The following is a 19,569-nucleotide window of genomic DNA, read 5'->3' on the forward strand; positions in this document are numbered from 1 at the left end:
TTATCTCCTTAAATCTATCAATAACCAAACCCTCTAGGCTTACATGAAAAAAATATAGACTATCAATCCAAAGATACCGACGCCTATAAAAATGACCCCACCAAATCTTGTGTGTGCTATGTAGAAATCACTTGGTTCACCTTCAGTACTTGATTTCCAAGACTCCGTTATCATATAGAAAATATCTGGTTTGACTAGCATGACTGAACCAAAGACAATTAAAAATAATATCGTTAATAAGTTCATTTAAAACGCTCCTTATAGTTTAAGTGCACCTCTAAAACCCCTATCTGAAAAATAAGCATCCGCACCATTATGATAAGTAAAGACGGTCTTATATCTATTATCACAATAAAGCGCACCACCTAAAGATCGAATAGAATCAGGTGTCTGTATCCAAGATGATGTTTTGGTATCATAGTCACCCATGTCTTGTAGTCTCTTATAGTCTTTTTCACTTAGAATGTCTATTTTCATAACTTCCGCCATATGAATCGCACTGTCTTTTGGCTTATGTTTTTTTCTTGCCTCTAAGGCTTCATGGTCATAACATATAGATCGTCTGCCTTTGGGTGATTCCTTTGAACAGTCAAAGAATACATATTTATCAGAGGATGCCTCATAATAGACAAAACTTGGCTGACCTCCTGATGATTCCATTTCTTGAAGTGACCAGACCTTGTCTAAGTTATCTAGCAGTCTCTTTTCTATATCTGACCAAGCAATCTCAGGGTAATGATCTTTATTCTTTTCAAATCGCTCTTTTAAGATACCTAGAAGTCCTTCATAGCTAGCCATGCATACCTCCTAAACTTTTTTAGTAGCAAACTCTGCAGTATAAACTACCTTAAATCCCAACTTATCATATAGATGTCTGGCCTTATTACCAACCACACAAAAGAGGTCTACACAATCATGTTCATCTAAAATCTGGTTGCATATGTATTTGATAAAGCCACTGCCAATGCCCTGATTATGATGAGATGTTTTAACAGACACACTCGATAACTCTTTACCCTCTAAGTGGGCATATGCAACAATCTCTTTACTCTTTGTATAAACCAGTCTGTCCTTACTTGTTTTATGCCAATGTTCTTTCATTTGAGTACTCGGCTTTTCTATAATCGAATCAGGAAAATCACCTGTAGATAGTCTCATTTCATGAAAGGCTCTGGCATATAACTCATGAGCAGACTCATAATCATCATCCTTGTACTGTCTTACTGGTAAATCACCGCATTCAAACTTGTCTCCATTATAGGTCATGTATGTTGAAGAAAACTTTCTTAAATAAGCATTTTTTATAGCAAAGGCTTTTGAAATATCTGTATCTAATTTATACATGGTTAAAATCAGTTCAGCCTGATCTTTATCAATCATATCTTCACCGATCTCTAATGCCCTTTGACCTAGGCCCTTGTTTCTATACTTAGGATCTATATAAACATAGAGATAAGCATGTTTGCCTTGTTCTATCTGAATAAGACCAAGAAGATCATCACCATTTACAATCTTGTATAAATCATGACTCTTTTTCTCAAGGGCTGATGTCAGCTCTACATCTGCATCATAAAAATCTAACTGATCTTTTGCATTTACAAAGTCACTATTTTTCATTTTTTCTATTTGAATATTCATTTTAAATCTCCTAAAGCCTTTATAATATCGTCTATGCTCTTATTTCTGATACCGTCCATATAAATATGAGGGATTATTTTATTTAGTTCTTCATCCCCATTCGGTCTTATATGGTACTTGTGAGACACACAGACTTCTAAACCACTATGCTCAAGAGTAAACATGTATATATCACCATAAGAATTAGAATAACCTGCAGGGCTTTGACCTATAATTTGTCCCAACTCATAATCATGAAAGGCAGATACAAAAGAAGATGCTGAAGAATATGTTTTACCACTGGTAAGAAGATAAACTTGTCCTAAATACCTTGCTGAATGAGGCTCTATATATTTACCTGCCACAGAAATCATAGTACCTACCTTGGCATTTTCAACCTGAGTAAGAATGTTTTCATCATAAGATTTGTAATAGTCTCTGATAAAGTCATTGTTTTTATAGTAATCCTTTACTTGGTCACTCACCTTTATGTTTACTTTTGAAAACTGTCTAAAAGGTTTGTCATAGAGCCTTTTTAGTAAAGCTTCTCCATATCTGGAATCACCACCAGAGTTGTTTCTTAAGTCTATGATTAGGTGTTTGATATCCCTCTTAATAAGTTCATCAAAATAGCCATGAACAAGGTCTTCACTTTGATCAAAGTCTGTAAAGCTCTCGAAAGTCATAAGCCCCATATTGTCTGTTATTTCAAAACTTACCTGTCCGGTATTTGGACTCAAGTCATCAAGAGCAGTGACCAATTGATTATAGTCTATCCCCTTTAAATGCGTCTTATAAACCTCATGGTCTCTTTTATAAGTAATATCAAAGTCTTTTTCCATCTTGAAGAGCATCCATAAAAAAGCCCTAAAGTAGACAGAAACAAGTTCATGCTTCAAGGTCTTATCTTCACTACTGATATAGTCCATCATGACTCTAGTCAGTTCACTTGCAGAGGCACCATTGATAGAAAGAACCTGATCACCTTGATTAAGATTTGATTTAGATAAGACATGCTTTATTACAAGTTCTCCATCAACCATATGAACATCTAAAGGCATAAAGGACTTACCTGAACCGATATACTTATCGTAGACTTGACCCGGAAATACAGAAGTATGACCATCATTAAGACTCGTTACTAAAGGACCTATGACCTTAAAGACATCTAGCTCTGTCATATCATCGTATACATCCTCATACGCCTGAGAAAACATTTCTTTTATTCTTTTCTCATCACTGTTGTAGTAAGGATTTGGGTGTACTGCTTCTATTGTGTTTATCAAACACTGAATGTCTTTTATAATTTCATCTTTTGTCATTAATTCTCCTCTTCGCTAAAACCCATTTCTTTTAAAGTTGTCTTGTAGGTATTATAATCCAGTCCCTTATCTGATAATGCCCTATCCATTTTAAAAGCCTCTATAAAAGCTTCATTATCTAAATCTCTACAATCTATACTAGTCACAGCAAGAAACTTGTCATGAGAAACATAATATTTTAGTCTTATGTGATTATCCATATAAGTCTCTAATATTTTTCGGTCCTCATAATAGGCTTCTAACTTCTCTATAACATCCACTTGGTTTCTAGGAATGATTATTTCTTCAGTAAAAATAAGTTCTTGAATCATGTTGGATTTGACCTTTATTTCTACCTTATGAATCTTTTTAAATCCATTGTAAAAAACATCAAAATCTTGCTCCATGTCTTTGAAAAGCTCTTCTTCTGGTCCATCATACAGATAAAGGGTTTCATAGTCCTGACTCAGTAATAATGAAGCAAGTACAAGAAGTAGGACACCCAGTACAATCACTATCTTTTTCATTATAACCTCACAATTTAATTGTCTCTATGTATAGTTTACCTTAAAATGAAAATCAATAACAAGCTCAGTATCTTTAAATAAGACTAACTTAATCTTTATGAAAAAATATCTCCAGTATGCTATATTTCACGCATACTGGAGATGTTAATTTTTTACTTACATAATATTTATAGTACTAAACTCATAAGTTCCTCTAGTGGTCTAGAGCCTTCTAGGCATACTTCACCAGATATAGGGACTATATGGTATTTAGAATAATGTTCTTTTGCCTCCGAAACAGACTTAAAAGTCTGATTAGGTCCTTGTGGATTTTGAATACGTTTAACCATACGCTCTTTCCATATATGATCATCGCACATAAATAGGAAGTGCTTTACATGCTTCAACTTCATCATAGACAAGAAGTTTCTGTAGTATGGTGTATGTGAAAGACCAATATCAACTATTAAGTCTTCACCTGCATCATGAGCTGCCTGTATTTTTTCTGCTAAAGTATCATAAGTTATTCGATTGGCATCGTCCCAAGAGATACCTTTTAAAAGCAGATCATCAAAGACAGTATCCTTACTGATGACTGAAATACCCATTTTATCATGACATGCCTTTGCTAAAGTGGTTTTACCTGTGGCAGCCTTTCCTCTAAATATAATAATCACTAAATTCTCCTAATATATCTTCTGTTAACACGACCTCTGCGCCACCTGACATCTCAATGGACCTTGCAACAAGATCATTTACTCTAAGTTCTGGCATATCATAGTCATAACCATCTCGCAAAGTCTCCACTGCATCTTCTACAAAAATAACATTGTAACCTCTCTCGTAAGCAGCAAATGTTGAGATAAGACAAGAATCGTCGGAATTAAAACCAACAATTGTTAGGTCTCTAATACCCAGGTCTTTAAGAAATAAATCTAAGCCTGTATCTCTAAAAATACTCTTAGTGGATTTAAGAATAACTTTATCCTCATCAAGAACGAGATCACTGTCAATCTTAGATTCTTCCCTTTGAGAATGATAAGGATTATGTTTTTCATCAATATCTACAACATGCCTTGTAAAAACAATCTTATGCCCCTTTTCTCTATAAGCTTTAATTAAAAGGTCTATGTTATTTTGAACAAGTATAAAATCCTTTCTAGATGTGATTACATACTGCATATCTATTACAATGAGCGCTTTCATATCTCTCCTTAATCTTATCTGTAGCTTGGATAACTGATGTCGTCTCCCCAAGACTCAAGCTCTTTTGAAAATGACTTAACAGCTAAAAGGCCTGCAGCCCATAGATAAGCCCTGTCTCTTTCACATATTTCGTCTAAAGAAAGCCATCTTATATCTATTAGAATAGGATTTTCCTTAAGCTCAGGATCTTCACCTAATACAGGTTCTTGATCTTTTATATCTACATAATAAGTATGGATATAACCTTGTGTCATTGGATCAGGATAAGTAGAAGTCTTCATAAGAATACGTCCTTTAACCAAACACTCCTCTTCTAACTCTCTGAGTGCTGCCTCTTCTGGTGATTCTCCTTCTTCTACGCCACCACCGGGTAGGCAATACCACGACATACCATCCATATGGTGTTTGGCCATTAGAAGCTTTTCCTCTCTTATGACAATACATTGACTTCTATCATTTGTTCTCAAATCTATCCTCCATAGTTAGCCATTACTTGACCTAACTCTAGTCTGTCACATAACTTATCCAATTGAATGTTGTACATAAATCTCCTAATCTATTTTCTCAACTGTAAATACAAGATGTAAATATTGTTCTTCACCGTCTTTTGGAATCAATGTTGACGAGGTTGAAGTATAACCATCGTATTCTACTTGATTGGTAATTCTATAGCCATCAAGTTCTAACTCATAGTTTTCTTTCCACCTAGTTATTTGTTCTAATATAGCCTTATCGTATACATCACCATGGCTAAGTGATTTATCAGCACCTACAAATGAAACATAGGCTGTAAGAAAATGCATTTCTAAGTTAAAGAAGAATTTATCTGTATCCTCTTCAATTTCTAAAAGGACTCTTTTAACCTGACCATTTTCCTCTATCACTTGATAATCAGGCATAATTGATGCCATGAAGTTAAAAGAATAATCACTAGGACTGTAACTCTTTTCTACCCATTTACCACTTTCAGATAATTTCATCCCATAATCTAACTTGTTAAAAGACACAAAGTCATTACAGTTTTCAACAAATTCTTCATTTGTGATAGGGCCCCTGTTTGTAGGCATGGTTGCCCTAAAAGTAATCAGCATAACCAGTCCAATTAGTACAGCCCAACCTGCAAAATAGCCTAGAATTCTTAAACCACTTAAGTCTTTGATACTGTAAGCCAAATCTTCATCCCAAGCTAACTCTTCTCCATCACTACAATCTTTATATGACACGTACTGTCTATATAAGGTATAGATTGGAAGTTGAAAGCCTAGACCTTTTCCTAGTAAAACAAAAGTTCTCTGAAAACCTTCACCATAGGTGATTTTTCTACCATCTGTCTTTCGAATGACTAAACCAAAGATCCATTTACCTGGTGTTGTTCCAATAGTTGATAACATCAAAGGCTCTAGAGCAAGCATAATTAGAATTGCAATAAAGGTCTCTAGTATACTCACAAAGGGCTGTCCACTTGTATCTACATGTAGGACCAAAGCTTCAAAAGTTGTTATAATGATACTGTAAATCGCCATATCTAATGATCTAGCAAAGAATCTTCTCCAAGGGTGTTTTACCCTATTGACTCTCTTGACCTCTTGATTAATCTCTAAATATTCACTCATTTTAGCCTCCTAATATTTTATCATTTACAAAAGCTTATAACATACTCTCTACAAATAAAATAAAGCCAGCTTATTTGACTTAAACTTGACTTTATCCTTAATCCATTGTTAATATTTTCAAAATCTAAGCATTAGGTTTGCTTGTAGTCTTCTTGTTTCTCTTGAAGATATTTTCGCACTCTTATAACTTCTTTTTCATCTACAGAATAAGAATAGTATTCTCTAACCTCTTTTTCAAGTTCATGAAAGAAATCATAAATAAAAAACAGCTTGTCCCAAATGTCTTCATAAGAACCATTTGGGAAAATATTATGAATCTTGTTCATTTCTTCTTGAGACAAGTATCTATTAAAGTATTTGTTAAAGGAACCTAGAGTAATTTTAAAATCATGGTCTATGCCAATCTTCCATCTGATCATTTTCATAAACATTTCCATCAAAAGCACATCATAGGCATACTTGGCATAATAGATTTGTCTTCTACAGAGTCCTTTAGTGATATAAATCGACATCCATCTAAACTCATTAGATGTATTGTTAAACTCAAACTCAGTCGGCTCTTTTACATGAAACTTTGACTCATCAAACGTATCATTCAGCTCTTTGAAATTATCCTTATTTAAAAGAACACATGTCGGTTCCTTTGACTTTTGTAAAAACTCATCCATTTTACTTAAATCCACTAGGGATAAATCAATCCTATGACCATCTGCAAACTGGATCAAATAGATAAAAAGTTCTCTACTAGAATAATCATAGGGATGAGAATACCAGTCCATAGAATATTGAACAATCAGTATGTCTCCAAACACTTCAATCCATGACTTCTCTTTTGTAAAGTCCCGGACATCCTCAACAAAATAGACAATGTCGAAATCACTGTACTTATCCTTAAGTGCGGTTTGACTGGCTCTAGATCCATTAAGAGTTACAGCCCTAACTCTTTCATCATTCTCAGCATAACTAAGAATCATTTCTAGCATATCATTGTCAGTTCTCATTTTTCCCCCAAACTTAATCTAAAAAATACTCCATAAACCTAATAACTTTATTATTTACAATATCGATCTTAAACAAGGTTTGTGACTCAGGATACTCTTTCAAATAATCTTCCAATGATCTTTCTTTTAAATCTGCATGTTTATCCCAGTCAATGAGGTAAAACTTAAAGTTCTCACTTAACTCATATGACACAGTCTTATCCTTATGCAAATAAATATAAGAGCCTGCTATAGGATTTGAGGCCGTTGTATCTATCTTTAGTTCCTCTATCCTTTCATTATCGTAATAAGCAACAAACTCAGCTATATAAAAATCTATTCTTCCTGTTTCTTTATCGTAATTTGCTATAACTCCACTGAGCATTTCATAATTCTCCAAATCTCTAATCACATCATAGGCAAACATGGTTAAATAATCATTGTAGACTTCCCCTAAAGTATTTCTATGAGTATGTTCATTAACTTGAAGTGCCTCAATCTCCTGATTCATATTTCTGATTTTCGCATCCTTTGTTCTTGAAGCATCATCTAATTTCTCAATTGATAATCTTAGCTCCTCAATAGATGCTTCAAGCAAATCATTTTCCTCAGTCAGCAGTTTAATCTCTTCATTAGCCTTATAAAGACTAGCTTCTAATTTGTCATAATCTTGAGTGTTACTGCATCCTATCAATAGTAAAACCATGACACATAGTAATAGTTTCTTTAACATTCCTCTCTCTTTTCATTTCTACTTTTTTTAAGACCATATACTTTTGCGATCGCTTCATTCAAACATAACTACTCTTAAATTTCTTCATATCCCAACTTGTAAAGTGAAACAGATATTTTATCTTGCTTTCAATAATTACAGTGTTGTCCAAACATACTCACTTACTTGCGAACTTAATCTAATATCTTCTTCATTCACAATAGTCTTGTTTGATATCAGAAACCTGTAAGAATAATTAATGGGCATTCTCTTGTCATATCCTATATCATTGATTATCTCTTGATAGTCTTCTTTTGATTTTTTATTATTCCTTATAAAATATAAGTCATTGTCATTTGAAATCAAATAAATCATTTTACCTCGATGGTCTATGTAGACAAAATGATCTTGAACATAATCTATGACATCAAAGTTTAAACTGTTTATGCCTAGTACATCAATATCTTCGTTTTTCGCACTTGTTATTTCTTGATTTATTCTGAAGAGCTCGTATATAATCAGAGCCTTCTCATAAAATTTATCATCATTAAAACGTTCATCTTTCTTCTCTTTCTTATATTTTTTAAAAGCCATATGCCAATCTAAAATAAGTGACTTATAACATTCATTAGACGAATAAAAATTAAATAGGTAATTAAAATCATCATAAGTTGTGCCTTTCATCTGAGCACCATTAATATGCATTTTTAACTTTCGTACACCTAAAATAATGTACTTTTCAGAAAGTAACATTATAATAAACATAACCAGTGCAGGCAATGTCAACCATCGTCTCCATTCGGCCATAAGGTATGCTAGTAAAATTATTATAAAAACTAAAATTCTTGAGTAAGCCCATACTGAATAAGCTTGTTTGTATTTCTTCTCGTCCATATATCTCCAATTATATTTTTTACTGTATTATCATATTTTCTTTTACTTTGTTGATTTCATCACAGATATTATCTAAGTAGTACTCAAGTGTAATCACAGGTTCAATATTATATTTATCCAGTAAATCTGCTAATATCTTTAACTCTTCATTGCTGGGTTTATCATGGGCATCACAAGTACCATCATTCCAATGTACATGGATATACTTTATCTTATCTCCTAAATTTAAAATCCAATTTTCTAGGCTAACTTTTGAGTATGCTAGCGCATGACCAATATCTAAACAAACACCTATATTATCATGGTTAACACCATCTATAATCTCTAAGATATCCTCATAAGTTTCATCATATTCATTTTCGAGAAGTACACAAATATCAGATGGAATATTATGCTCTAACAACTCATTCCAGAAGTCTATTTGATTCTTTAATTTTAACTTCCTAATTCTTTCTACTGTTAATAGCGGATTGACTTGACTATGAAATACGACATAATCAGCATTTAACTTTTCAGCTATATCAACAGACTGTAGATATCTAAACTTGGTTACCTCTAAAACTCGTTTATCAGTAGAGCCTGGATTAAGATCAAAAGAAGAACCATGTAGGGATATGGTCTGATTATAGTTCTTCAACTTACTTTTCCAGAGTTCAATCAAGTCATCATAGTTATCATCTAACATATCTTGTGGGAAGGTTTGTATTTCAATACCTATATTATTTGCTTCAAACTGTTCACTATCAAATCGCTCAGGATTCATAATTATGGTTGAAATATTCATTTAAACCACCTTGAGTCTTTTGCTCATGATTATAGACTTATAATTAGTAATATCCCAATCAACAGTCTCAATGTACTTATAACCACGTTTTTCATACATTTTTATCAAATGGTAAGCTGTTTCTGCAGTGTCCAATGCCACTTCAGTAACGCCCTCTATTTGACCTGCCTCAACTTCTGCAAGATCCATCATCATAGAGCCAATACCCAACTTTTGATATTGGGGGAGGACAGCAAATTGACCGACTTTAGCAACAAAGTCTCTATTATACCAACCACTTTTATCTGAAGGCTTAGGTGCGTATAAAGAAAGCGTCGCAATCATCTGATCTTCACAGATACCTATAAAACATTTATATGCTTTCTGAGAACGCTTTAACGTGATTTCATCACCTTGTGTAGCTGCCAAGTAGTTTAAGCCCATATCAGCCAAAAGCTTATAGGACTTGTTAACTAAAGAAGTTAAATCGCTAATTGAATCTTCCTTAGAAATAAGTCTAATGTCTATCATTCTTCCATCAGACAACTTGTACTGTTTTGTCATAACTCCTCCCTAAACACTCTATTCTATTAATATCATTCACGCATCAACTCTTGTTCATAATCCATTAAAAGCTTAAAACGCCTCTCATCTAAATCATCTATCTTATAGATAGGATTATGTTCCTGAACTTTTGATTTCAAGTAAAGTACCTTTTTCCCCTTGTTAATGTTAAAGGGATCAAAGAACTTCATCTTATGGTCATCGTCAAATATGATGGTATAAGAAACTCTAGAAGTCGTTGGTGTATTTTCATACTTTACTCTTACTAGATTTACTTGGGTGTAATCCTTACTTTCTGTACTAAACAAGCTTCTAAAGACTATGCCCTCTTCAGTAACTACTTTCATCTGCATGTTACATAAGGTTGTAACCATTAATATTAGTACTAGCAACTTCAACACTTTCTTCCAGTTCATCTTTCGCCATTCTAATGATACATAAAACGAAAAGCCTATAATACTAATATACTTAATAGCGTTAAAGATAAAATCGACTTGATAAAAAACATAACTGTCTAGGTTTGCAAAGCTTACTGTTATTAGATGACTGATGCCTAATAAAGCTCCAGCAAGTAAGGTAAAGATAGCGATTCCTTCTAACTCTTCATGTGAATAAAACATACCTTCCTCCTTGTGACAGTTATCTAGTTAATCTTTTTTTATAAGAAAATATTGAATCATACCTACAACATCTTCTGTATTGATGATTTCAAAATAGGCTTCTATTATGGTCTCAAAGTCATCTCTTGATAAATCAAACTTGTCAGGTCTTCCCAAGTGTGACTCAATGAGCTTATTTATTTCAAATACATCATTCTCTAAATTGGGAATGTCTAAAACAAGTTTCCCTCCTGGCTTGAGTATTCTGTGAGCTTCTTTTAAAGACGTTATAACAAAATCTTTTTCAAAATACTCAAGAACACCTATACAAGTAGCCATATCAAAGTACTCATCTTCATAAGGGGTTTCATGAATGGATCCACAGTGAAGTCCCCCGATATTTAAGTTTTTAGACTTAACATAATTATCAAGTAGCTGTATGGTCTCTTTACTGATATCTAATCCATAATAAGATGACGTCCACTCGTCATAGCCATTAAACATGAGGTTTAAACAGCAACCAAGATCAACAAGTTTCATATTATTATCAGGATTTAGAAAATCCTTGATTTCATTTCTTTGACTGTCCTGTCCAACTTCATTCTGTAGGATTAAATAAGTCTGATAATCAGGATGATTTGTTATAAAATCAGGTAGGTCCTTATATAAGTTGATGCCTTTTTTACCTAATTCAATTGCCTTGTCATAAGACTGAGCAACTGATTTTAAATGATCTTTCATGTATCTCCTTTATCATACTTTTACTGATTCTCTTATGTCACTTTCATCTACAAGACTGCCTTGAAAGTTTTCTGAAGCAACAATAGAATCCAATAGGCATGAAGTGATGTTTTTATTTAGACTCCTAATATAATAAGCATTGTCTTCTGTTTTCATTGCTAAAATTGTATTGCCAATCATACAAATGGATTCAATATCACCAATAACATATGTAAAATTACCATAGGCAATCATATCTCTTCCTGCATAAACAAAGGTATCTAAGGAAAACTTCAAGATTAAGATGCTTAAAATCAAACTTCTCTCTATAATAAAACTTGATCCATTATGTATCCAAACAAGATAGATAATATGAATGATAAAAACAAGACTTAATGCGAGTAATACTTTATAATAACTTCTGTTTTTCACCACCCTAATCTTTTTTCTTAAAAGCTTAACATACTTATATAAAAATTCAAATACTAAAAGCGCATTCATTAAAAATACAAACTCTAGTAAAAGAAGGCTATTTTCCAGTGTATCAAACCCAGTAATAGAAAATAAACCTTTCTGTATGTAGATGTATGTTATAAGAGCTCCTATAAGAAGCAATATGATATGTTGATATACTTTTATTATCCTCTTCATTTCAACCTCTCAAGTACATTTTTATCTGCTTAGTATGTCAGTCAAACCAAGTATGATTCGACTCGTTTCATCATATGAAAGAGAAAGCAAATCTTCCTTTGAATAAGGATATCTAAGCTTCTTAATCTTTCCTAATGTCTCTTTATACGCACTGAACTCATTAAATTTATCTAGATATTCTATCGCACCACTCTTTGATACAAAGGACCTAGTCTCTTTTGTATAAAGACATCTCGCCAGCGTCTGAATGCCGTATATTTGAAACTCAATATCATGAACTGCCTTGCTCATAGAAGCTATTTCAAGATTCAAAGTTTTTATTTCATTTTCTATGGCTTCATGATTTATCTCAAACAAATCAATTAAATCTATACGTCCTTTAAGCGCACTATATTTACTTAAGATCATACCTTGTTCAATGCTACCATGAATATTTGCATCAATTGTCTTCCAACCTTTTCTTGATGTTCCAATATATATGCCTGATCGAAGATCATAATCACTCGTAATAGAATAGTAGGTGCCTTCTAACTGAGAAAACATATCATCAGAAAGTCTGTAGTTTTCGTGTAACTCAAATACTGCAACCACCTGTTCTAATGCTATTTCATTAGAAATGAAAACCAGAAAGTCAATATCACCTTTTCCATAGGTGAAGTCTCCTGTTACAGCTGAACCATATAAAACAATATCTATTAGTTCAAGACCTTGAATGCTCTCTAAATCATTATAAAAGGATGTTAGTACCTCTCTAAACTTCTCTTCCAATATCCCTCCTACATAGACAAATGTTCTTTTATGCTTTTAATAGTATCATGTAATTTACTCATGTTTAAGTCATACCAATCTATTCTTTCCCATCCATGTACTTTAAATGCTCTAATGATTCCAAAATAATTGTGTAGCTTGCCGCATTCATATTCCAACTTCATTTGCTCATAGGAATCAACAATGTTTCTTGCCTTTAACATCTCGTAATACACATTTAAAATATCTTCTTCCCATTCTGGATCAATCCAAGGACGATTGATGTTATAATCACCTAACAGCCTTGATAAATCAAGTATATAAGGACCGAATTTTCCATGTTCCCAGTCAAGGACCTTTACGCCATCATTAGAAACAATCATGTTTAAAGGAATCAAATCCCCATGAATAAAAGCCTTATAACTCCTATTCAGAATGTTTTCTGATATCTCAATAATCCGAATGTCCTCTTGGGTTAAATCATCTCCTTCAAGCTTTAATAGTAGGTCAGCTGGTGTAGTTGACCAACATCTTAGGTCCAAACAAGTCTCTATATAGTCTTTGGACTTAGAATATAAGTCTACTAGTTTGCTCGTTAACTCAATAAGATCACTCTTTTTCATAGAACGAGTTAAACTTATGATTTCCTCCATGGCAATCCATTCTTCACCAGTAGATTCAAAAAAGTAGATTTCAGGAACAAAATCACAACTTAACTTTGATAACAACCGATTCGCTTCTAACTCGTTTTTACTTGCTAACTTTTTTAAAATCAAACTCTTCTTATCAGTAAAAAGCTTGAAAACGTCATAGTCTCTATCATATTCCTCTAAGTGGAATCTTTTAACATGAAAATCCTCATCAAAGAAATGTCTTATCTTCAAGCTATTAGATAGTTCTGCATTCAATTCAGAGTCTATAAGTACCATTCTTACCTCCAAGTATGATCACCAGTTGTGACGACCTTTTATAGTATCATCCGTAAATGAGCGAACCTTTACTTTTCTAAATATGATTCTGTATGCGAGCCGTAATTGGACAAATATAAAGCTCCACAGCCATGCGATTTTTATCAAAGAAGCTTTAGACAGGTCAGGGATTAATTCTTGTCCAAAGATAAAATATAATCCCATTAAAATGAGTGTTGTAATTAGCATAACGATTAATAAATTTTTCATATCTCTTTCCTTTTTAGATTGGCCTAAGTTTGTTAGATTAGGTCAAATCAAAATATCTTACATGCGCCTTTAAAACTCTTTATACCAAATCATGGCTATCTCATCTTTTGTATCAAAATGTCTGTATAACATATTATCTATACTGCCTATAACAAAACCATTTTTCTTATAGAATCTACATGCAGCCAAGTTGATGTCCTGAGTTTCTAACATAAAGCCACCTAATTTATTCTCAAGAGCCCATTTCTGAGCTTGATCTAAAAGTCTAGTCGCTACACCCTTTTGTCTGGCCTTCTTACTGACTGCAATATCATCAATGTAACAGTACTTATTCCAGTTCTTTCTGATGACTATTTGACCTAGAACTTCATGATCATTAAGGGCATAAAAAATAGTTTGGTCTGGATTAGATAAGTAGTCTTCACACTCAGCTTGAAAGGCATCATATAACTTCAAGTAGGGTTTATCTAATAATTTTTCTTTTGTATGCCAACCATGCTCATCATATCTAATTTCAAGTTTTCCAAATACCTCAAAGGCCTCTACGGCTTTATTATGATAGTGTTTATTTGACTCATTTATTTTTTCGATTCTATAGTCCATCTTATCCTCCTATATTACTCTCTCATTTTGGCAATCTTTTTAAGCGATCTGTATTCCTCATAGTCTATGAGAAGCCTTACATGGCACTTTTTACATTTCACATAATATTCCTTGAAATGTCTTGCAATAGGAATAAAGAAAAGACTAATCTGATACTGCATACCAAACAAAGAGAGTTCTGGACCACTACCACAATTCTCACACTTATGTTTCAGTCGCATCATATAGGGGAGATCATTGTTTTCATTTATCTCATAAGCTGAAAACTCATCTAAGTAGACATCTTTTAAATATTTATCAACCATTAAAAACATGAGCTCCTCCTATCTACTCTCTATAATCATCATATACTTCTTGATACAGCTTCCCGATATAACTGTAATCAATAGGATTCTTTTTTACACTCCAAAAGAATCCCAAATCTCTAATAGTGTTTGGGTTGTTTAAAATAAACTCTCGTTTCAGTTTTTCACCTGAATAAATGGAAATCCTAAAACTGTAACCCATTCGAAACATTGCTAAAGAGTCAATCTTGGACACTGAAGCATTGAGCTCCTCTACAAGATATTCAATGTCATCTCTATCTTCAATTTCGAGACTCAAACCTGTGTTTCCATCAAACACATGAATATGAGTGATTTCTTCCTTGGTTAAGTTAAAGAGTCTATGGGTGAAAAGTGGATAAGTCATCAACCCTATTACTATTAATACACCTAATATCTTAAAAAGTGTATGAAGTCTTTTATTAAAAATAATGTAAGCACACAGTATAAAACCAAGAAAGGCTATTATGTAATAAAATAAAAAACTATTCAACATGCTTTTTCCTAATCAATCTATCTCATTTAAATTTATGGTTTTCACATAATTGGCATTGCCATCAACAAATATTCTCTCTTCAAGCTCAGCCATCATCTCTTCTAAAGACTTATCATTGTTGCTTTCTTCTTTTAAATAAGTAAAACCATAAGAATCACTTATCTGAACCAACATATTTTTTTCTTCAACTTTCTTAAACTTATACCCTCTAACACGATACCATGTAGATGGGTCGTACAAAGATTCTGCCTCTATATCAACCTCTTGTACAACAATAACTGTAGACTCATTTTCATAATATCCAGGTATGATTTCACTGATGTATAAGTTATGTTTTGGATTACCATAATTAGTGATAAAGGTATCCAACCACTTAAGGTCCGCTCCTATTTCAATCAATCTTTCTCTAGACTCATCAACAGTCAGTCCTACAAAAAACTTGCCTTTTAGATCCTCTTCATCCATACCTTCAAAAAACACGTCATAGGCTTTCATCTCATTGGAATCTAGACTTAAACAATACTCATCTATGAGCGCTTTATAGTTATCATACGGGCTTTTAAAACTAAATAGCTTGTATCTTTCTAGTTCAAACTTTTCAACAATCTCATGTTCAGTCAAGAAGATCTCTTCTTTAACATCATCATCAAATACAATGGTTTCATTTTCAGAATTACATGAAACTAACCCTATCATAAGTAGCAGTAACATCATTATTCTAAGTTTTCTCATCATCAAAATTCACCAACTTTCTAAACTAAGCTACAATCCTAGTTCATCTCTATGCAATCTAATCAAAGTCACAATACATATGTAAGTCTTCTCAATGCCAATCAAAGTTACTTTGTCCTTGTCTTAATTCATTACACCTACTCAATCAAAGAACATGCACCTGAATCCTTTTACATTCAATAATAATCAAAAAGTATTTTTTACTCATACCTAAGCAAATCAACAATCTCTTCAGTAGTTCTTCTATACTCAACCTTTAATTCTTCTAACAAATCTGAATCAACGTTCGTCACAGGTCTGTCCTCTAATGCATTGTACAAAGGAATTGCTTTGTTACCTGAAAACAATTGAAATGAATCAAAGATATCTAGATATTTATCAGATAAATCACTTTCTAACTGATCATATTTTTGTCTACTTCTAATAAATGCAATGCTATACTCTGAATGCGCAGATTGAATAGCTTCAATGTCCCCGGATTCTAAGGCATCTTCCATATCAGTCAAACAGTCAGATATCCTATATACAAAGGCATCCTTATCTTTTTCAATGAAGTTTTTCATTCTATGATTTGAAAATATCTGATTTGAAAGTAAGAATATCAGCAAAAGAATCGATAGTCCAATAATAAGATTAGATTTTTTCATATATCCCCCTAGATATTTATATACTCAACCTCGCGGCTACCTAAATCTATTAAGACCGATCGAGCATCATCTATACTTTCGTGAATAACATTTCCTTCTGAGTCATATACAAACGAAACTGGTAAAGAAAAACCACAGTCTCTATAAGAACCATCTGAATGGCTTGTTCCAATTAGAATCGATCGAGTATCTATTGCAATCTGTTTGGCTCTAGTAGTCCATTCTATTAACTGTTCATGAGAAAACATTCCTACTCCTATTGGGTTAAAAATGATATCTGAATCTAGGAGTTTATTATAATCAAGAAATATTTCTCTACACAAAAGATATCCTACATTTAACTTGTTTATTATGCCTGTTGAAGGTAGTAACAAAGGTCCCTCAACTGAAGATTTTTCTCTGTCAAATATCAGATTTCCTCTCTCGTTAATTAATATCGCCATATCTCTTGGACTCTTCTTTCTTCTGTAACTTGTTACTATAGATTTTCCGTAAGTCTTAGCCAAATCAACAACTTGATCTAGCTGGCCTTCTAACGCTATATAACCTTCCGGGAACAGAATGCAATCGCAATCAACCTTCTCTATAGCTTTCAACAGTTCATCTATATTATTTGAAAGTTTTGGCTGTGCAATAAAAATTTTCATTATTACTCCATTTCTCTATCTTCTACACGATTCAATGTTGAATGATTCATTTCAACAAAGTCCTGTATAAACTCAGTGCCTTTTATTCTGTATCTAAATGGACTACCTTTTGACCACTCAAGGGCTTCACGAATTATATATGCATCTTTCGACTCTTTTATCATCCATTCAGCAGCTTGTCTCTTAGTTGCGATTTCATTCTTACTCATTAAATAAGCTATTCTGCACATGGTTAAAATGCCAAATACGATATACTCATTGCTCAAGGATTCTTTTTTCTCAAGTAGTGGCATCCAATCCTCTAATAACATTTGCTTTGAAGCAGTGATTAGAACTTCTGCATCAACTTTTTCAATCAGCTCTTTAAGACCATCTCCATGAAGTAGAAAGCCATAGTCCTTTATGATTTGCCTCTCAAAATACCACTCCTGACCATATTTTTCCCAAGAAAGCATACTTGAATTGAAGTAAAGTCGTTTCTCTACTGGTATGTCATCATTTAAGAATTCAATTATTGATAAGTACGAGACTTCAAGCTTATTTCCCCACACATGGTCTAAAATCAAACTAGCATGCACTTTCTTAAGTTTATCTACTTCATCAGAATTGACTTGATCATTAATTATAACGAGTAAGTCAATATCACTAGAACGTTCGTCAAAGCTATTCATAACAAGCGAACCGTGTAAATAAACTGATTTCAACTTGTCCTTAAGGACAGTTTTTAACCTATTAATAAAATCTTTTAGGCAAACATTAACTTCAAAATTTTCTGTAAAATCTGCAATCATTCTTCTTGAACCCTCTATACATTTTCACTATCAAAATAACGAAATAGTTTACTTTCATCATCAAACTCATAAGATTTTTATAGGCAGTCAATAAGTCGTCGCCATTTACAGTGTGGTAGAACAAATGATTGACAAAGAGTAAACATGCATTGCCATCAACTTCTGCTTCTGGGGCTATATAACTTGATGCACCAACATTCATAATAGCTCTGGCAAACTTTCTTGTCCCAGTCAAACACCCCATTGAGATAAGAATTTTTCCTTTTAAATTGCAGTACTTTCTTATTTCTTCCATATTCAGTGGTGCTTGTCCATCTATAACTATGCCTTCATTTATACCGTGACAACTTAAGATCAAGGTATCATGAGTTTCTATTTCACCTGCAAGAATCTTAATTAACTGTGTCTTTGAACCAACCCAGTGTGTATCAACTCTGTAACCATACAACTCTAAGGTGTTTCTTAAAGCATGAGGCTCGGAACCTACAAATCCTATTACGATTAAAGATACCTTTTTCTCTTCTATATATGGTACTACATGTATTTCTGCCATCATTATTCCTTTACTATTTACCAATACAACTCATAGTCTGTTAGTTCTCCACCCATAATTTCAAGAATAACTTCTCTGAAAGTTTCAAACAAACTCATTTTTTCATTTAGAGATGATTCTAAGATTATACTTTCAGCTAGACTTGAAAGCGCTTCATTTTTCGTTTTCAAATCTGATATCAGATGTTTAGGACTTACTAGATAGTAATTATTTTTATCATAGTACAAATCTATTCCTAACATCACTTGCTCATTGATTATATAAACTGCAGTTGCAAGCTCACCATTCTCAATGCATCCTTTAATCGTATAATACTCAATAGAAAAGTCTGCATGCTTAAAAAGCTTGTCATGATCAGATAAGCTTAGAGGACCTAAGGTTAGATTGTTTTTCGCTTGATCAATTGCTTCTTCTATTTCCCCAGTTTTGTCATATAGAATTTTACAGGTGTTAGAGACTGGATAGGTCCTTGTCCTTTTTACGACCTTGTCTTTAAAGATTTCTGGCGACCGCCATATTATTTGTATTTGAATACCATCATGAAAATAAGACTGTGTCCTATGTTTTTCTCCATGTCCAATTACAAATAAGTCTATGTCACTATAACCATGGCTATTTCCCTTTGCCAAAGAGCCAAACAAGATTATTCCTATAACATTCTTTTTACTCTTAAGATCATCACACAAGTTTTCTAATACTATAGCATTTTTTTCAGTCACAGTTTCA

Annotated in this window: 28 protein-coding genes; all 28 read right to left on the reverse strand. The window is 33.0% G+C overall.

The genetic code is table 11. The features are described from left to right. Positions 1–39: 39 nt before the first annotated feature. The 28 genes from EZV73_RS01530 to EZV73_RS01665 all read right to left on the reverse strand — a co-directional run bounded on the left by EZV73_RS01530 (position 40) and on the right by EZV73_RS01665 (position 19,562). Entirely contained in the window at positions 40–246 is a 207-nt protein-coding gene (locus tag EZV73_RS01530) for a DUF6199 family natural product biosynthesis protein (RefSeq protein WP_240837645.1), read from the reverse strand. Positions 247–258: 12 nt separating this feature from the next. Then, positions 259–798 (reverse strand): DUF4256 domain-containing protein, encoded by a 540-nt coding sequence (locus EZV73_RS01535; RefSeq protein ID WP_240837647.1) that lies wholly within the window; start codon positions 796–798, stop codon positions 259–261. A 9-nt stretch (positions 799–807) separates the two neighbouring features. Then, positions 808–1,638: a GNAT family N-acetyltransferase gene (locus EZV73_RS01540; protein ID WP_240837648.1), complete on the reverse strand. Its 831-nt coding sequence runs from the start codon at positions 1,636–1,638 to the stop codon at positions 808–810. Continuing rightward, the gene (locus tag EZV73_RS01545; protein WP_240837650.1) at positions 1,635–2,939 is read right to left on the reverse strand and encodes a S41 family peptidase; all 1,305 of its coding nucleotides are present in this window, start codon (positions 2,937–2,939) and stop codon (positions 1,635–1,637) included. The genes EZV73_RS01540 and EZV73_RS01545 overlap by 4 nt, the downstream gene beginning before the upstream one ends. Then, positions 2,939–3,445: a hypothetical protein gene (locus tag EZV73_RS01550; protein ID WP_240837652.1), complete on the reverse strand. Its 507-nt coding sequence runs from the start codon at positions 3,443–3,445 to the stop codon at positions 2,939–2,941. The genes EZV73_RS01545 and EZV73_RS01550 overlap by 1 nt, the downstream gene beginning before the upstream one ends. A 167-nt stretch (positions 3,446–3,612) precedes the next feature. Then, positions 3,613–4,101 carry an AAA family ATPase gene (locus EZV73_RS01555; protein ID WP_240837654.1) on the reverse strand — a complete coding sequence of 163 codons (489 nt, stop codon included), beginning with the start codon at positions 4,099–4,101 and terminating at the stop codon, positions 3,613–3,615. Further along, positions 4,085–4,630, reverse strand: coding sequence for a cysteine hydrolase family protein (locus tag EZV73_RS01560; RefSeq protein WP_240837657.1), 546 nt, complete (start codon positions 4,628–4,630; stop codon positions 4,085–4,087). The genes EZV73_RS01555 and EZV73_RS01560 overlap by 17 nt, the downstream gene beginning before the upstream one ends. A gap of 14 nt (positions 4,631–4,644) precedes the next feature. Then, complete coding sequence (locus tag EZV73_RS01565; RefSeq protein WP_240837659.1) at positions 4,645–5,097, reverse strand: NUDIX domain-containing protein; 453 nt, start codon at positions 5,095–5,097, stop codon at positions 4,645–4,647. A gap of 84 nt (positions 5,098–5,181) precedes the next feature. Next, positions 5,182–6,243: an RDD family protein gene (locus tag EZV73_RS01570; RefSeq protein ID WP_240837661.1), complete on the reverse strand. Its 1,062-nt coding sequence runs from the start codon at positions 6,241–6,243 to the stop codon at positions 5,182–5,184. A gap of 131 nt (positions 6,244–6,374) precedes the next feature. Next, a complete protein-coding gene (locus EZV73_RS01575) occupies positions 6,375–7,244 on the reverse strand; it encodes an aminoglycoside 6-adenylyltransferase (RefSeq protein WP_240837663.1) in 870 nt (289 codons plus the stop codon). Positions 7,245–7,257: 13 nt separating this feature from the next. Then, positions 7,258–7,956 carry a hypothetical protein gene (locus EZV73_RS01580; protein ID WP_240837665.1) on the reverse strand — a complete coding sequence of 233 codons (699 nt, stop codon included), beginning with the start codon at positions 7,954–7,956 and terminating at the stop codon, positions 7,258–7,260. 135 nt (positions 7,957–8,091) lie between these two features. Next, positions 8,092–8,829 (reverse strand): hypothetical protein, encoded by a 738-nt coding sequence (locus EZV73_RS01585; protein ID WP_240837667.1) that lies wholly within the window; start codon positions 8,827–8,829, stop codon positions 8,092–8,094. A 19-nt stretch (positions 8,830–8,848) separates the two neighbouring features. After that, a complete protein-coding gene (locus EZV73_RS01590; protein WP_240837668.1) occupies positions 8,849–9,613 on the reverse strand; it encodes a sugar phosphate isomerase/epimerase in 765 nt (254 codons plus the stop codon). Then, a complete protein-coding gene (locus tag EZV73_RS01595) occupies positions 9,614–10,156 on the reverse strand; it encodes an N-acetyltransferase (protein WP_240837670.1) in 543 nt (180 codons plus the stop codon). It abuts the gene before it with no gap. A 32-nt stretch (positions 10,157–10,188) separates the two neighbouring features. Next, positions 10,189–10,776 carry a hypothetical protein gene (locus EZV73_RS01600; protein ID WP_240837672.1) on the reverse strand — a complete coding sequence of 196 codons (588 nt, stop codon included), beginning with the start codon at positions 10,774–10,776 and terminating at the stop codon, positions 10,189–10,191. Positions 10,777–10,803: 27 nt separating this feature from the next. Further along, on the reverse strand, positions 10,804–11,496 hold the full coding sequence (locus tag EZV73_RS01605) for a class I SAM-dependent methyltransferase (protein ID WP_240837673.1): 693 nt from the start codon (positions 11,494–11,496) through the stop codon (positions 10,804–10,806). Between the two features lie 12 nt (positions 11,497–11,508). Next, entirely contained in the window at positions 11,509–12,126 is a 618-nt protein-coding gene (locus EZV73_RS01610) for a hypothetical protein (protein WP_240837675.1), read from the reverse strand. Between the two features lie 21 nt (positions 12,127–12,147). After that, positions 12,148–12,894, reverse strand: a complete 747-nt coding sequence (locus EZV73_RS01615; RefSeq protein WP_240837677.1) for a nucleotidyltransferase domain-containing protein — start codon at positions 12,892–12,894, stop codon at positions 12,148–12,150. Between the two features lie 8 nt (positions 12,895–12,902). Further along, positions 12,903–13,802, reverse strand: coding sequence for a phosphotransferase (locus tag EZV73_RS01620; RefSeq protein WP_240837679.1), 900 nt, complete (start codon positions 13,800–13,802; stop codon positions 12,903–12,905). 318 nt (positions 13,803–14,120) lie between these two features. Further along, positions 14,121–14,654: a GNAT family N-acetyltransferase gene (locus EZV73_RS01625; protein ID WP_240837681.1), complete on the reverse strand. Its 534-nt coding sequence runs from the start codon at positions 14,652–14,654 to the stop codon at positions 14,121–14,123. 14 nt (positions 14,655–14,668) lie between these two features. After that, a complete protein-coding gene (locus EZV73_RS01630; RefSeq protein WP_240837683.1) occupies positions 14,669–14,968 on the reverse strand; it encodes a zinc-ribbon domain-containing protein in 300 nt (99 codons plus the stop codon). Between the two features lie 13 nt (positions 14,969–14,981). After that, positions 14,982–15,473, reverse strand: a complete 492-nt coding sequence (locus EZV73_RS01635) for a hypothetical protein (RefSeq protein ID WP_240837685.1) — start codon at positions 15,471–15,473, stop codon at positions 14,982–14,984. A gap of 12 nt (positions 15,474–15,485) precedes the next feature. Further along, entirely contained in the window at positions 15,486–16,208 is a 723-nt protein-coding gene (locus EZV73_RS01640; RefSeq protein WP_240837687.1) for a hypothetical protein, read from the reverse strand. 197 nt (positions 16,209–16,405) lie between these two features. Further along, on the reverse strand, positions 16,406–16,852 hold the full coding sequence (locus tag EZV73_RS01645) for a hypothetical protein (protein ID WP_240837688.1): 447 nt from the start codon (positions 16,850–16,852) through the stop codon (positions 16,406–16,408). A gap of 8 nt (positions 16,853–16,860) precedes the next feature. Beyond that, positions 16,861–17,499 carry a hypothetical protein gene (locus EZV73_RS01650; protein ID WP_240837690.1) on the reverse strand — a complete coding sequence of 213 codons (639 nt, stop codon included), beginning with the start codon at positions 17,497–17,499 and terminating at the stop codon, positions 16,861–16,863. A 2-nt stretch (positions 17,500–17,501) separates the two neighbouring features. Continuing rightward, positions 17,502–18,290 carry a nucleotidyltransferase domain-containing protein gene (locus EZV73_RS01655; protein WP_240837692.1) on the reverse strand — a complete coding sequence of 263 codons (789 nt, stop codon included), beginning with the start codon at positions 18,288–18,290 and terminating at the stop codon, positions 17,502–17,504. Continuing rightward, the gene (locus EZV73_RS01660; protein WP_240837694.1) at positions 18,262–18,843 is read right to left on the reverse strand and encodes a hypothetical protein; all 582 of its coding nucleotides are present in this window, start codon (positions 18,841–18,843) and stop codon (positions 18,262–18,264) included. Before EZV73_RS01660 ends, EZV73_RS01655 begins: the two co-directional genes overlap by 29 nt. A gap of 17 nt (positions 18,844–18,860) precedes the next feature. Beyond that, positions 18,861–19,562 (reverse strand): nucleotidyltransferase domain-containing protein, encoded by a 702-nt coding sequence (locus tag EZV73_RS01665; RefSeq protein WP_240837696.1) that lies wholly within the window; start codon positions 19,560–19,562, stop codon positions 18,861–18,863. Positions 19,563–19,569 lie beyond the last annotated feature (7 nt).

It is taken from the genome of Acidaminobacter sp. JC074 (genome assembly GCF_022496765.1).
Taxonomy (GTDB): Bacteria; Bacillota; Clostridia; order Peptostreptococcales; family Acidaminobacteraceae; genus JABXKX01.

Excerpts from the sequence above, each read along its gene's own strand:
- EZV73_RS01550 (WP_240837652.1), bottom strand. The coding sequence starts at position 3,445 with ATGAAAAAGATAGTGATTGTACTGGGTGTCCTACTTCTTGTACTTGCT.
- EZV73_RS01650 (WP_240837690.1), bottom strand. The coding sequence starts at position 17,499 with ATGAAAATTTTTATTGCACAGCCAAAACTTTCAAATAATATAGATGAA.
- EZV73_RS01540 (WP_240837648.1), bottom strand. The coding sequence starts at position 1,638 with ATGAATATTCAAATAGAAAAAATGAAAAATAGTGACTTTGTAAATGCA.
- EZV73_RS01620 (WP_240837679.1), bottom strand. The coding sequence starts at position 13,802 with ATGGTACTTATAGACTCTGAATTGAATGCAGAACTATCTAATAGCTTG.
- EZV73_RS01530 (WP_240837645.1), bottom strand. The coding sequence starts at position 246 with ATGAACTTATTAACGATATTATTTTTAATTGTCTTTGGTTCAGTCATG.
- EZV73_RS01605 (WP_240837673.1), bottom strand. The coding sequence starts at position 11,496 with ATGAAAGATCATTTAAAATCAGTTGCTCAGTCTTATGACAAGGCAATT.
- EZV73_RS01580 (WP_240837665.1), bottom strand. The coding sequence starts at position 7,956 with ATGTTAAAGAAACTATTACTATGTGTCATGGTTTTACTATTGATAGGA.
- EZV73_RS01645 (WP_240837688.1), bottom strand. The coding sequence starts at position 16,852 with ATGAAAAAATCTAATCTTATTATTGGACTATCGATTCTTTTGCTGATA.
- EZV73_RS01640 (WP_240837687.1), bottom strand. The coding sequence starts at position 16,208 with ATGATGAGAAAACTTAGAATAATGATGTTACTGCTACTTATGATAGGG.
- EZV73_RS01570 (WP_240837661.1), bottom strand. The coding sequence starts at position 6,243 with ATGAGTGAATATTTAGAGATTAATCAAGAGGTCAAGAGAGTCAATAGG.
- EZV73_RS01585 (WP_240837667.1), bottom strand. The coding sequence starts at position 8,829 with ATGGACGAGAAGAAATACAAACAAGCTTATTCAGTATGGGCTTACTCA.
- EZV73_RS01655 (WP_240837692.1), bottom strand. The coding sequence starts at position 18,290 with ATGATTGCAGATTTTACAGAAAATTTTGAAGTTAATGTTTGCCTAAAA.
- EZV73_RS01600 (WP_240837672.1), bottom strand. The coding sequence starts at position 10,776 with ATGTTTTATTCACATGAAGAGTTAGAAGGAATCGCTATCTTTACCTTA.
- EZV73_RS01610 (WP_240837675.1), bottom strand. The coding sequence starts at position 12,126 with ATGAAGAGGATAATAAAAGTATATCAACATATCATATTGCTTCTTATA.
- EZV73_RS01625 (WP_240837681.1), bottom strand. The coding sequence starts at position 14,654 with ATGGACTATAGAATCGAAAAAATAAATGAGTCAAATAAACACTATCAT.
- EZV73_RS01590 (WP_240837668.1), bottom strand. The coding sequence starts at position 9,613 with ATGAATATTTCAACCATAATTATGAATCCTGAGCGATTTGATAGTGAA.
- EZV73_RS01660 (WP_240837694.1), bottom strand. The coding sequence starts at position 18,843 with ATGGCAGAAATACATGTAGTACCATATATAGAAGAGAAAAAGGTATCT.
- EZV73_RS01595 (WP_240837670.1), bottom strand. The coding sequence starts at position 10,156 with ATGACAAAACAGTACAAGTTGTCTGATGGAAGAATGATAGACATTAGA.
- EZV73_RS01575 (WP_240837663.1), bottom strand. The coding sequence starts at position 7,244 with ATGAGAACTGACAATGATATGCTAGAAATGATTCTTAGTTATGCTGAG.
- EZV73_RS01535 (WP_240837647.1), bottom strand. The coding sequence starts at position 798 with ATGGCTAGCTATGAAGGACTTCTAGGTATCTTAAAAGAGCGATTTGAA.
- EZV73_RS01545 (WP_240837650.1), bottom strand. The coding sequence starts at position 2,939 with ATGACAAAAGATGAAATTATAAAAGACATTCAGTGTTTGATAAACACA.
- EZV73_RS01560 (WP_240837657.1), bottom strand. The coding sequence starts at position 4,630 with ATGAAAGCGCTCATTGTAATAGATATGCAGTATGTAATCACATCTAGA.
- EZV73_RS01630 (WP_240837683.1), bottom strand. The coding sequence starts at position 14,968 with ATGTTTTTAATGGTTGATAAATATTTAAAAGATGTCTACTTAGATGAG.
- EZV73_RS01635 (WP_240837685.1), bottom strand. The coding sequence starts at position 15,473 with ATGTTGAATAGTTTTTTATTTTATTACATAATAGCCTTTCTTGGTTTT.